This window comes from Roseospirillum parvum (assembly GCF_900100455.1).
Lineage (GTDB): Bacteria > Pseudomonadota > Alphaproteobacteria > Rhodospirillales > Rhodospirillaceae > Roseospirillum > Roseospirillum parvum.
Window position 1 is genome coordinate 101,991 of record NZ_FNCV01000008.1, and the last position, 11,662, is coordinate 113,652.

The following is an 11,662-nucleotide window of genomic DNA, read 5'->3' on the forward strand; positions in this document are numbered from 1 at the left end:
CGCGCCGGCCTGTCTTCCCTGATCAGCGACACTCCGCGACCACCCCCCCTCCGATCCCGGTCCACCAGGGCGACCGGCCGTGGCGCCATTCCAAGGCGCGGCGGAGATTCCAGGTCCGGATCCGCTTCTCCCCCCTTTCGGGGCGCTCCGCCCCACCTCCCGGTTGTTTTTCCACGCCGAGTTGGCCGTTCGACAAGGCCTGTTCCGGATCGGCGCCGGGATTCCTTCCCGCCACCCTCTCCCGGGCCTTTTGGGGCCCATTTCGTTCACGGACTCCCTCTCCCATGCAGTTGCAGCAGTTGAAGCAGAAGTCGCCGGCGGACCTGTTGGCCTTCGCCGAGGAACTCGAGGTCGAAAACGCCAGCAGCCTGCGCAAGCAGGACATGATGTTCGCCATCCTGAAAGCCCTGGCGGAACGCGACACCGCGATCTATGGCGGCGGGGTGCTGGAGATCCTTCAGGATGGCTTCGGCTTCCTGCGCTCGCCCGAGGCCAACTACCTGCCCGGGCCAGACGACATCTACGTGTCGCCAAGCCAGGTGCGACGCTTCGGCCTGCGCACCGGTGACACCGTGGAAGGGGAAATCCGCGCTCCCAAGGACGGCGAGCGCTACTTCGCCCTGCTCAAGCTGAACACGGTGAACTTCGAGGCGCCGGAGGCGGTGCGCCACCGCATCAACTTCGACAACCTGACCCCGCTGTATCCCGATCAGCGGCTGCGTCTGGAGCTGGACGACCCGACGACCAGGGATCGCACCGGCCGGGTGATCGACCTCATCACCCCCATCGGCAAGGGGCAGCGCGCTCTGATCACCGCCCCGCCGCGTACCGGCAAGACGATGATTCTCCAGAACATCGCCCACTCCATCGCGACCAACCACCCGGAGTGCTACCTGATCGTCCTGCTCATCGACGAGCGGCCGGAAGAGGTGACCGACATGGCCCGCTCGGTGCGCGGCGAGGTGGTTTCCTCGACCTTCGACGAGCCGGCGGCGCGCCACGTGCAGGTGGCCGAAATGGTGATCGAAAAGGCCAAGCGGCTGGTCGAGCACAAGCGGGACGTGGTGATCCTGCTCGACTCCATCACCCGTCTGGCCCGGGCCTACAACACCGTGGTCCCGAGCTCGGGCAAGGTGCTGACCGGTGGCGTGGATGCCAACGCCCTGCAGCGGCCGAAGCGCTTCTTCGGCGCGGCGCGGAACATCGAGGAAGGCGGCTCGCTGACCATCTGTGCCACCGCCCTGGTCGATACCGGGTCGCGCATGGACGAGGTGATCTTCGAGGAGTTCAAGGGCACCGGCAACTCGGAGCTGATCCTGGATCGCAAGCTGTCGGACAAGCGGACCTTCCCGGCCATCGACATCACCCGTTCTGGCACCCGCAAGGAAGAACTGCTGGTCCGCAAGGATGTGCTCTCTAAGATGTGGGTTCTGCGGCGGATTCTCATGCCCATGGGCGTGCAGGATGCCATGGAGTTCTTGCTCGATAAGATGAAGCACACGAAGAATAACGAAGATTTCTTCGAAAGCATGAATACATAAGAGAAAAGGCCGCCCGGAGAGGCGGCCTTTTACTTTCAGGGAGTGAGGGTGCCGAGGGAGCACGCCGATGTTTCACGTGGAACACTCGGGCGCGATCCATCCCCGTGGGAGGCGTGGTTCACCACAGCAGGGGCGGCGGTGTCAGGGTAGCAGAATCGTGGAGCCGGTTGTCCGGCGGCCCTCCAGGTCGGCATGGGCGCGCGCCGCCTCGGCCAGCGGGTAGGTCTGACCCACCTCGATCCGCACGGCGCCCGATTCGACCACCTGGAACAGGGCCTGCGCCAGGCCTTCCAGTTCGGCCCGGGTGGCGGTGTAGTCCATCAGCTTGGGACGGGTGAGGAACAGCGAGCCCTTGTTGGTCAGGGTCAGCGGGTCAAGCGGAGGAACGGCGCCAGACGCGTTGCCGAAGGTGACCATGGTGCCAAGGCGGGCCAGGCAGTCCAGGGAATCCTCGAACAAGGCCTTGCCGACGCCGTCGTAGACCACCGGGACACCGGCGCCGTCGGTGATCTCATGGACGCGGGCCTTGAGGTCTTCCTGGCTGAGGTCGATGACATGGGCATAGCCGTGGGCGGCGGCCAGCGGCACCTTGGCGGCGCTGCCCACGGTGCCGATGGGTGTGGCGCCAAGGTGGCGCAGCCATTGCCCGGCGATCAGCCCGACACCCCCGGCGGCGGCATGGACGAGAACCGGCATCCCGGCTTCGACCCGGAAGGTGCGGGTGAGCAGATAGGCCACGGTCATGCCGCGCAGCATCATGCCGGCGGCCTGGGTGTGGTTGATGCGCGGCGGCAGTTTGACCAGCTTGGCGGCGGGTACCACCACCTCGTCGGCATAGGCGCCAAGCGGGCCGGTGCCGTAGGCCACCCGGTCGCCGGGGGCAAGGTCGCTCACCGCGGCGCCGACCGCGACCACCTCGCCGGCTCCCTCCAGCCCCAGGCCGCTGGGCAGACCGGGGAGTGGGTAGAGGCCGCTGCGATGATAGGTGTCGATGTAATTGACGCCGATGGCCCGGTGACGCAGGTGGACATCCTCGGGCCCGATGGGCGGCAGCGGGGTGTCTTCCAGCGCAAGAACCTCGGGGCCACCGGTCTGGTGGAAGCGAATGGCACGGGGCATGGGTGCAATCCTTACTGAAAACGGCGGGCCTTACTGAAAACGGCTGGGGTCGAGGCCGGGGACTCCTTCCCGGCGCAGCAGTTCGTATTTGGTGGCCAGACCCCAACCGCCGGAGTAGCCCCCTGCCTGGCCGTCTCGGGCCAGGACGCGGTGGCAGGGGATCAGGATCGGCAAGGGGTTGCGTCCGCAGGCGCCCCCGACCGCGCGGGGCGAGCTTTGCAGGGTGGCGGCCAGATCGCCATAGGTTTGGGTCTGGCCCCAGGGGATCTCGCTCATGGCCGCCCAGACGCGCCGCTGAAAGGCTGTGCCGCCTGGATCCAGGGGCAGGTCGAAGGCCGTGAGGCGACCGTCGAAGTAGGCCTCCAATTGGGCGCGGGCTTCTGTCAGCAGGGGTGTTTCGGTGCCGTCGGGAACCCAGCCCCAGTCAAGCGAGACAAGGCGGCCGCCTTCTTCATGCAGGGTCAGATGATCGACGGGAGAGAACACACTGAGGTGGGGCATGTCCTTGCTGGCTCCGAGGAGGCGGGGGGGTCAGGCGCCGGCGAGGGCGGCGTCCAGAGCTTCCACGGAGTGTAGCGGTGGTTGGCAGGTGCCGCCACGGCACAGGTGAACGGTCACGCCGTGGCCGTTGCCGGTGCGACCGGCGGCGGGGTGGCTCGGGGGGACGGGGGCCTGGTCGGTGCCGCTCAGAATCAGGGCTTCCGGCACCCGGGTGAGCACGCGGCGGTGCAGGTGTGCCCGATCTTCCGGGGTGCCGCCGATGAGAATGGCCTCGACCGGGGCGTTCAGCGCCAACACCCCTGTGAGGAAGGTAACCGAGAAGGGGAACTGCTTCAGGGCCGCCGTGCCCATGGCATCGACCAGTCGGCGGGCACGGTCCTCGTGGACCGCGTTGCCGGTCAGATGCGCCAGGGCGGCAAGGACGTGAAGCAGGGTTCCGTTGCCGCATGGCACGGGGTTGTCGGCAATGGTCTTGGTCCGGGCGATCAGGTCGTCGGCGCCGGCGGCGGTGAAGAAGTATCCACCGTCCAGCGGGTCCCAGAACTCCGCGTTGGCAACCTCGACCCATGCCTCGGCGGCATTCAGATAGCGGGCCTCGCCAGTGGCCTGATGGAGCATCAGCGCGGCGCGCGCCATGTTGGCGTAGTCATCGAGCGTGGCCGTGGCGGAGGCCCGCCCGGCCCGGTAGCTGTGGGCCAGGCGGTTGTCCGGGCGGCCACAAAGCTGAACGACGCCGTCGAAGGCCCGTGTCGCCAGGGCGATCCACTCGGGCCGCTCGAAGATCAGACCGGCCCGGGTGAGGGCGGCGATCATCAGGCCGTTCCAGTCGGCCAGGACCTTGTCGTCGCGGGCCGGCGGTGTCCGCCCGTTCCGGATTTCCAGCAGGCGTGCCCGGTCGGCGGCGTAGGGGTCGACTCCCCCCGGGCGAAGTCCTTCCGAAAGGGGCCCGTGGTTGCGCCGCAGGATGTTGCGGCCCTCCCAGTTGCCGCGGCTGGAGACATCATAGGCCGTCTTGAAGGCGCCGGCCCGGGGACCGAGCGCCCGGTCGATCTCGGCGGCGTTCCAGACGTAGAAACGTCCCTCCTCGCCCTCGCTGTCGGCGTCGAGGGCGGCGGCGAAGGTGCCGGAGTCGGTGAGCATCTCGCGGGTCAGCCAGTCGACGGTTTCGGCAACCCGGGCGGCATACAGGGGGCTGCCGGTGGTTGCCCAGACGGTTCCCAGCACCTCGATCATCAGGGCGTTGTCGTAGAGCATTTTCTCGAAATGGGGGACGAGCCAGATCTCGTCGGTGGCGTAGCGCGCGAACCCGCCGCCGAGGTGATCGTAGATGCCGCCCTGGCAGATGTTGTCCAGGGTGGTCAGCACGGCACGGGCCAGGTCAGCATTGCCCTGGCGCAGATACATCCGCCACAGGAAGCCGAAGACATGGGGCATGGGGAACTTGGGGGCGCCGGCCAGGCCGCCGTGGATCGGGTCGATATGGGGCAGCAGGCCGTCCGCGGCCTGGCGCAACAGGTCGGGGCAGAGGTTCAATTCCTCGGCCGAGTTGCCGACTTCGTGGGCCCGCCTGGTCAGGGCGTCGGTCAGCGCCGCGGCATTGTGCGCCACCTTGTCTGGCGAGTCCCGATAGATGCGGGCGATCTCCCGCAGCACCGAGGCGAAGCCCGGGCGCCCGAAGCGGGCCTGCCGGGGAAAGTAGGTGCCACCCCAGAAGGGCCGCCCATCCGGCGTCAGGAACATGGTCAGGGGCCAGCCTCCGGGTTGCTCCATCATGGCCAGGGCGCGTTGGTAGATGGCGTCGAGATCGGGTCGTTCCTCCCGATCAACCTTGATGTTGACGAACAGATCATTCATCAGCCCGGCGATCTGGGAATCCTCGAAGCTCTCATGGGCCATTACGTGGCACCAGTGGCAGGCGGCATAGCCGACCGACAGCAGGATTGGCCGGTTTAGGCGCCGGGCTTCGGCCAGGGCGGTGGCATCCCAGGGGTGCCAGTGGACCGGGTTGTCCCGATGCTGAAGCAGGTAAGGGCTGGTCTCTGCGGCCAGACGATTGGACATGGGGTGCCGGGTCCTCGGGAGCGGGCGGATTGGCTTGGCAGCGCCGCGCCGGATGGCGGACCAGGCCCGGGCGAACGTTGCCTCGGCGGCGAACCTGACTTACTTTGGAGCCCCGCTCGGCCCCCGCAAGGGGCGGCGATGGCTTGGAAAATGGGCCGCCATGAAGTTCACCATCGACATCGACTGCACGCCGGAAGAGGCGCGCACCTTCCTGGGTCTGCCGGACGTGCAACCCATGCAGACAGCGCTCATGGACGAGGTTCAGGCGCGGCTGATGCATAGCCTGTCAGCGATGGATCCCGAAACCTTGTTCAAGACCTGGCTGCCGACCCAGGTTCATAGCCTGGACCAGTTTCAGAAGCTGTTCTGGTCGCAGATGTCGGCCCAATTCGGTGGGCAGACTCGGCGCGACGAGGAGTGAGAGCGCAGTGTCCCGGCACCCGGACGATCCGCCCCTTTACTACGATCTGCATATCTTCTGCTGCACCAATGTCCGGCCGGAAGGTCACAGCCGGCCCTCTTGCGGGGCGGCGGGCTCGGCTGCCCTGCGGGACCACATGAAGGCAAGAGTGAAAGAACTCGGCCTGACCGGAGTGCGGGTCAACTCCTCGGCCTGTCTGGATCGTTGCGAATCCGGTCCGGTTCTGGTGGTGTATCCGGAGGGGATCTGGTACCGCTGCACGTCGCCGGCCGAGATGGATGCGATTATCGAGCAGCACCTGGTTGCCAAGGGCCGGGCACGGTCGCTGATGCTCGATCAGGGCGATCCGGGGACGGAGTGACCCGGGCGGCCACCATATTTGCCGAGGCCACGCCATCCGGGGCCGGGGCCCTGGCGGTGATCCGCATCTCCGGCCCACAGGCGCGGCAGACGCTGGGTCGTCTGGGCGCTTCGGTACCAGAACCGCGAAAAGCGGCCCTGCGCCATCTGAAGGGCGAGGATGGGCAGACGCTGGATCATGCTCTGGTGCTGTTTTTTCCCGGTCCGAACAGCTACACCGGCGAGGATGTCGTGGAGTTGCACGTCCATGGTGGGCGGGCGGTTCGGCGGGCGGTCCTTGGTGCCTTGGCCAGCATGCCCGGCGTTACCCCGGCCGAGCCGGGCGCCTTTACGCGACGCGCCTTCGAGGCCGGGCGGTTGGACCTCACCCAGGCCGAGGCGGTGGCCGATCTGGTCGCCGCCGAGACCGAGGCCCAGCGACGACAAGCCTTGCGTCAATTGGACGGCGGCCTGTCGGCGCGCAGCGAAGCGTGGCGGGAGGTCGTCCTCGGTGTGTTGGCCGACATGGAGGCTCACCTCGACTTTTCGGACGAGGCCGAGGTTGAGGCGTCGTCGCCGGCGGTTGCTGATCCGCTGACCAGGCTGCTCGGCGAAATCACGGAAGAGTTGGCTGCCGGGCACCGTGGCGAGCGGATTCGGGAGGGGATCGAGGTGGCGGTGGTTGGTCCGCCGAACGCCGGCAAGTCGTCCCTGGTCAACGCCTTGGCTCGCCGCGAGGTGGCCATCGTTGCCGACTCGCCGGGCACGACGCGGGATGTAATCGAGGTCAGCCTGGATCTGGGCGGGTTCGCCATCACCCTGTGCGACACGGCGGGTCTGCGCGAGACGACGGACACGGTCGAGAAAGAGGGCGTGCGCCGAGCGTTGGACCGTGCGGCGGCGGCGGACCTGTCGGTCATGGTGCTCTCCGGCCCGGAGATTGGCGAACTGTCGGCAGACCTTGAACGACATGCGGCGGCGGCTGATCTGGTGCTTGTGAACAAAGTGGACCTTCTGGAAAGGGTGCCGGCGGTCGTTGCCGGGCAACCGGCCATCCCGGTGTCGGTGCGAAGCGGGAAGGGCCTCGACCGTTTCGAGGAGGTGCTGGCGCAAACGGTCGCCGCGCGTTATGCCGACACCGTTGTCGCGGCCCCGGTGACACGCCTGCGACACCGGGATGCCCTGGAGCAAGCCGCGTCGGCTCTGGCGCGGGCATTGGGCGGAGACATGGCGACAGCTCCGGAACTGGTGACCGAGGATGTTCGCTTGGCGGCCCGCCATCTTGGGCGGATCGCAGGCCGGGTTGATGTGGAAGATGTTCTGGACCGCATCTTCAGCGGGTTTTGTATTGGGAAGTAGGGCAAGGCAGTCCGATGGCTGTTCTGTGGGATGTGATCGTGATCGGCGGCGGGCATGCGGGCTGCGAAGCCGGCGCGGCGGCGGCGCGCCATGGTGCCCGGACACTTCTGATCACCCATTCCTGGAACGACGTGGGGGCGCTGTCCTGCAACCCGGCCATTGGAGGGCTGGGGAAAGGCCACCTGGTGCGGGAAGTGGATGCCCTGGATGGTTTGATGGGGCGCGCCATCGACCAGGCGGGCATCCAGTTCCGGGTGCTCAATCGCTCGAAGGGGCCCGCGGTACAGGGGCCACGGGCCCAGGCCGACCGGGGGCTCTACCGCTCGGCGATGCGGCGCCTGTTGGCCGAACAGTCAAATCTCACGGTGATGGAGGAAGCGGTTGTTGGGCTTCGACGCTCGGGCGAGGGGGCGATCACAGGGGTCTGTCTGAGCGATGGCCGGGAACTGAAAGCCGGTGCGGTGGTCCTGACGGCCGGCACCTTTCTGCGCGGAGTCATGCATGTTGGTGACAAGGCGGAGCCGGGTGGCCGATTGGGCGACCCGGCGGCCGATCATCTGGGGCGGTCACTGGCGGCACTGAAGCTTCCCATGGGGCGGCTGAAGACCGGTACGCCCGCGCGGCTGGATGGGCGAACCATCGACTATCGGGGCCTCGCCGCGCAGTCTGGTGACGAACCATCGGAGCCCTTTTCCTACCTTCCGGGAACGCTGGGCGGGCAGGCTCAAGTGGCCTGCCACATCACCCATACCACACCGTCAACCCACGCCTTGATCCGCGCCAATCTGGTGCGCAGCGCACTGTATGGCGGCGCAATCTCCGGCATCGGCCCGCGGTACTGCCCGAGCATCGAGGACAAGGTGGTGAAATTCCCGGACCGGGAGCGCCATCAGGTCTTTCTTGAGCCGGAGGGTCTGGATGACCCCACGGTCTATCCGAATGGGGTCTCCACATCGCTGCCGGCGGATGTCCAGACGGCGTTCCTGCGAACCCTGCCGGGTTTGGAGAAGGTTGAGGTGCTTCGCCCCGGGTACGCGATTGAATACGATATGGTCGATCCGCGCGCCCTAAGGCCGTCCCTGGAGGTTCGTCAAGTGCCGGGTCTGTTCCTGGCCGGGCAGGTGATCGGCACGACGGGGTACGAGGAGGCTGCGGGGCTCGGGCTGGTGGCTGGGCTCAATGCGGCGCGGCGGGTTGGTGACTCGCCGCCTTGGGTTCCCCGTCGCACCGAGTCTTACCTCGGGGTGATGATTGACGACCTCGTCACCCGGGGGGTCGATGAGCCCTATCGAATGTTCACCTCCCGCGCCGAATATCGGCTGCATCTGCGGGCGGACAACGCGGATCGCAGGCTGACGGCTCTTGGGGTCGAACTGGGTGTGGTCGGCAGTGAGCGTGCCCGCGTGACCGCGGATAAGGTGGCCGCAGTGGAGGCCTTGACGCGGCTGCTGTCGAACCGAAACCTCACACCCAGCGAAGCGCGACAGGCCGGATTTGTGGTGAACGATGACGGACAACGACGAGATGGGCTGACCCTCCTCGGGCTGCCGGAGGCGCGGTGGGAGGAGGTTGTGCGGGCATGGCCGGACCTGGCGCCCACGCCTCGGGTGTTGACGGAGGTTGTTCGCACCGATGCGCGCTATCGGGGCTATCTGGCTCGCCAGGAAAGCGACATTCGGGCCTATGAGCGGGACGAGGCGCTGGCACTGCCTGACAGCCTCGATTACAGCCAGGTTGGCAGCCTATCGACAGAGTTGCGAACCAAGCTCTCGGCGGCGCGACCGGCGACCCTGGGCGCGGCAGCCCGATTGCCCGGAATGACACCGGCGGCACTCACCGCATTGCTGCGATACGTCAAGAAAGGCCGTGCGGCCTGACGGAATGTTCCACGTGAAACATGAGGACTCCCCCAATGACTGACTGGGGCCCCGACCAGTTCGCCGAGGCCACCGGTGTTTCACGTGAAACACTCGATCGCCTCAGGCTCTACGTGGAGACACTCGGCCAGTGGCAACGGCGCATCAATCTTGTCGGTCCGCGGACGTTACGCGAAATCTGGCACCGTCACATCCTGGACTGCTGGCAACTCGTCCCCCTGATCGGCAGCCGCCCGGGACCCTTGATCGATATGGGGGCCGGGGCGGGGCTTCCGGGGCTCATTCTGGCCATTGCCGGCGTGGACGACGTCCACCTTGTCGAATCCGATTCGCGCAAGGCCGCTTTCTTGAGGGAATCGGCGCGAATCCTTGATGTTTCGGCCACCATCCACACCCGGCGGGTGGAGGGCATGAGCGAACCGAAAGCGCAGACAGTGGTCGCGCGGGCCTTGGCCCCCCTGGATCGACTGCTCGCCCTAAGCGCGGGAATCCGCCATTCCGGCACCTTGTGCGTCTTTCCAAAGGGGCGAGATGTAGAGCGCGAATTGACCGAAGCCCACAAAATGTGGATCATGCGCTTTGACAGGGTGCCCAGCCGGACCGATTCGCAAGGCACCATCCTGCTCCTGCACGAGGTCGCGCCCCATGGAGATGTCTCCTCCCCGTTCCAACCGCCCGGCTGAGGGCCCACGGATTATCGCCATCGCCAACCAGAAGGGGGGCGTCGGCAAGACCACCACGGCCATCAATCTGGCCACGGCCCTGGCGGCGGTGAACAAGAAGGTGCTGGTGATCGACCTGGATCCCCAGGGCAATGCCTCCACCGGCATGGGGTTGGACCGCAACCAGCGGCGAACCAACAGCTACCATGTCCTGCTCGGCGAGTCCGAGCTGGACGAGGCGATCATCCCCAGCGGCATTCCCGGGTTGGCGATGGTTCCCTCCGGCGTTGATCTGGCCGGCGCCGAACTGGAGCTGGTGCAGATCCGCGAGCGTGAGTTCCGCCTCAAGGAAGCCTTGAAGGGCCACGGCCAGGGCTTCGACTATGTCCTGATTGATTGTCCGCCGGCGTTGGGCCTTCTCACCCTCAATGCGCTGGTCGCGGCGCAGGCGGTGATGGTGCCGCTCCAGTGCGAGTTCTTCGCCCTCGAGGGCATCAGCCATCTGGTGCGGACCATCGAGCGGGTGAAGAAGGTCTTCAACCCCGGCCTCGACATCCAGGGCATCGTCCTGACCATGTTCGACACCCGCAACAACCTCTCCGACATGGTGGCCAGCGATGTTCGGGCCTACTTCGGGGCCAAGGTCTACGACACGGTGATCCCCCGCAATGTGCGGGTGTCGGAGGCGCCATCCCACGGCAAGCCGGTCCTGCTGTACGACTTCAACAGCCGCGGGGCCCAGGCCTACGTCATGCTTGCCGGCGAGGTCTTGAAGCGCGAGCGGGAGGCGGCGGCATGAGCCGGGAGACAGCAATGAGCAGCGAGAGCGCGAACACCCGGCGGCGCAACCTGGGCCGAGGATTGTCCGCCCTGTTTGGCGAGGATGACGAGGCCCTGGAGGCGGCGGCGGCGCCGGGGTTGGCCGAAGACTCGGCGACTCCACCCACTGATGCCAACCGTCCCAACCGGATGGTTGCGCTCAGCCAGCTCAAGCCCTCCCCGTTCCAGCCGCGCCGTCGCTTCGACGATGCCGCAATGGCCGAGTTGGTTGAGTCCGTGCGGGCCCGGGGCGTGTTGCAGCCGATCCTGGTGCGCCCCGACCCCAACGACGATGGCTTCGAGATCATTGCCGGCGAGCGTCGCTGGCGGGCCGCCCAGGAAGCCCAGCTGCACGACGTCCCCGTGGTGGTCCGGACCTTCTCCGACCGCGAGGTGCTGGAGGTGGCGCTGGTCGAGAACCTGCAGCGCCAGGACCTGTCGCCACTGGAGGAGGCGGAAGGCTACGCCCGCCTGATGGCGGAGTTCGCCCACACCCAGGAGCAACTGGCCGAGGCGGTCGGCAAAAGCCGCAGTCATGTGGCCAACATGTTGCGGCTTCTCGGCCTGCCCGACGACGTCAAGGAAATGGTCAGCGACGGTCGGCTCAGCATGGGCCATGCCCGGGCGCTGTTGGGGGCGGAAAGCCCCTCGGTGCTGGCTCGCCAGGTGGTGGGCAAACAGATGAGTGTCCGCCAGACCGAGGCGGCGGCGCGCAAACCCGATCAGCCGGTGCAAAGCCGGGCCCGCTCCGGCAAGGGCGAGGCCGCGGCCCGCTCCGACAAGGATCCGGACACGGTGGCGCTCGAGCGGGATCTGGCCAACCTCCTGGGACTGAAGGTGGAAATCACCTTCGGTGGCCGAGGCGGCTCGCTGACCCTGCACTACGAAACCCTGGAGCAGCTCGACGACATCCTGCATCGCCTCAACCCCCCCGACGGCAGCGGCTATATAGCGGGTTGATCG

11 protein-coding genes are annotated in these 11,662 nt (G+C 67.0%); 8 read left to right on the plus strand and 3 right to left on the minus strand.

Going from position 1 to position 11,662, the window contains the following annotated elements; all coding sequences use genetic code 11:
- Positions 1-284: 284 nt before the first annotated feature.
- On the plus strand, positions 285-1,541 hold the full coding sequence (gene rho / locus BLR95_RS12385; RefSeq protein ID WP_092620615.1) for a transcription termination factor Rho: 1,257 nt from the start codon (positions 285-287) through the stop codon (positions 1,539-1,541).
- A 141-nt stretch (positions 1,542-1,682) separates the two neighbouring features.
- Here rho and BLR95_RS12390 read toward each other — a convergent pair whose 3' ends face one another.
- From BLR95_RS12390 to BLR95_RS12400, 3 genes are read right to left on the minus strand one after another with little or no spacing between them, the layout of a single operon-like run.
- On the minus strand, positions 1,683-2,660 hold the full coding sequence (locus BLR95_RS12390) for a quinone oxidoreductase family protein (RefSeq protein ID WP_092620618.1): 978 nt from the start codon (positions 2,658-2,660) through the stop codon (positions 1,683-1,685).
- Between the two features lie 30 nt (positions 2,661-2,690).
- On the minus strand, positions 2,691-3,161 hold the full coding sequence (locus BLR95_RS12395; RefSeq protein ID WP_092620620.1) for a methylated-DNA--[protein]-cysteine S-methyltransferase: 471 nt from the start codon (positions 3,159-3,161) through the stop codon (positions 2,691-2,693).
- Positions 3,162-3,191: 30 nt separating this feature from the next.
- Positions 3,192-5,222, minus strand: a complete 2,031-nt coding sequence (locus tag BLR95_RS12400; protein WP_092620623.1) for a thioredoxin domain-containing protein — start codon at positions 5,220-5,222, stop codon at positions 3,192-3,194.
- Positions 5,223-5,382: 160 nt separating this feature from the next.
- Between BLR95_RS12400 and BLR95_RS12405 the strand changes: the two genes are divergently transcribed.
- Genes BLR95_RS12405 through BLR95_RS12435 form a run of 7 tightly spaced genes read left to right on the plus strand, consistent with a single transcriptional unit; the run spans position 5,383 to position 11,659 of the window.
- Positions 5,383-5,643 carry a DUF6489 family protein gene (locus BLR95_RS12405; RefSeq protein ID WP_092620626.1) on the plus strand — a complete coding sequence of 87 codons (261 nt, stop codon included), beginning with the start codon at positions 5,383-5,385 and terminating at the stop codon, positions 5,641-5,643.
- A gap of 7 nt (positions 5,644-5,650) precedes the next feature.
- A complete protein-coding gene (locus tag BLR95_RS12410) occupies positions 5,651-6,004 on the plus strand; it encodes a (2Fe-2S) ferredoxin domain-containing protein (protein ID WP_092620629.1) in 354 nt (117 codons plus the stop codon).
- Positions 6,001-7,341, plus strand: coding sequence for a tRNA uridine-5-carboxymethylaminomethyl(34) synthesis GTPase MnmE (gene mnmE / locus BLR95_RS12415; RefSeq protein ID WP_092620632.1), 1,341 nt, complete (start codon positions 6,001-6,003; stop codon positions 7,339-7,341). The genes BLR95_RS12410 and mnmE overlap by 4 nt, the downstream gene beginning before the upstream one ends.
- Positions 7,342-7,355: 14 nt before the next feature.
- On the plus strand, positions 7,356-9,218 hold the full coding sequence (mnmG, locus tag BLR95_RS12420) for a tRNA uridine-5-carboxymethylaminomethyl(34) synthesis enzyme MnmG (protein WP_092620635.1): 1,863 nt from the start codon (positions 7,356-7,358) through the stop codon (positions 9,216-9,218).
- A gap of 35 nt (positions 9,219-9,253) precedes the next feature.
- Positions 9,254-9,901, plus strand: coding sequence for a 16S rRNA (guanine(527)-N(7))-methyltransferase RsmG (gene rsmG, locus BLR95_RS12425; protein ID WP_092620638.1), 648 nt, complete (start codon positions 9,254-9,256; stop codon positions 9,899-9,901).
- Positions 9,864-10,679 carry a ParA family protein gene (locus tag BLR95_RS12430; RefSeq protein WP_092620641.1) on the plus strand — a complete coding sequence of 272 codons (816 nt, stop codon included), beginning with the start codon at positions 9,864-9,866 and terminating at the stop codon, positions 10,677-10,679. The genes rsmG and BLR95_RS12430 overlap by 38 nt, the downstream gene beginning before the upstream one ends.
- 14 nt (positions 10,680-10,693) lie before the next feature.
- Positions 10,694-11,659, plus strand: coding sequence for a ParB/RepB/Spo0J family partition protein (locus BLR95_RS12435; RefSeq protein WP_245689499.1), 966 nt, complete (start codon positions 10,694-10,696; stop codon positions 11,657-11,659).
- The last annotated feature ends 3 nt before the right edge of the window (positions 11,660-11,662 follow it).

Excerpts from the sequence above, each read along its gene's own strand:
- BLR95_RS12405 (WP_092620626.1), top strand. The coding sequence starts at position 5,383 with ATGAAGTTCACCATCGACATCGACTGCACGCCGGAAGAGGCGCGCACC.
- BLR95_RS12430 (WP_092620641.1), top strand. The coding sequence starts at position 9,864 with ATGGAGATGTCTCCTCCCCGTTCCAACCGCCCGGCTGAGGGCCCACGG.
- rho (WP_092620615.1), top strand. The coding sequence starts at position 285 with ATGCAGTTGCAGCAGTTGAAGCAGAAGTCGCCGGCGGACCTGTTGGCC.
- BLR95_RS12435 (WP_245689499.1), top strand. The coding sequence starts at position 10,694 with ATGAGCAGCGAGAGCGCGAACACCCGGCGGCGCAACCTGGGCCGAGGA.
- mnmG (WP_092620635.1), top strand. The coding sequence starts at position 7,356 with ATGGCTGTTCTGTGGGATGTGATCGTGATCGGCGGCGGGCATGCGGGC.
- BLR95_RS12400 (WP_092620623.1), bottom strand. The coding sequence starts at position 5,222 with ATGTCCAATCGTCTGGCCGCAGAGACCAGCCCTTACCTGCTTCAGCAT.
- rsmG (WP_092620638.1), top strand. The coding sequence starts at position 9,254 with ATGACTGACTGGGGCCCCGACCAGTTCGCCGAGGCCACCGGTGTTTCA.
- BLR95_RS12390 (WP_092620618.1), bottom strand. The coding sequence starts at position 2,660 with ATGCCCCGTGCCATTCGCTTCCACCAGACCGGTGGCCCCGAGGTTCTT.
- BLR95_RS12395 (WP_092620620.1), bottom strand. The coding sequence starts at position 3,161 with ATGCCCCACCTCAGTGTGTTCTCTCCCGTCGATCATCTGACCCTGCAT.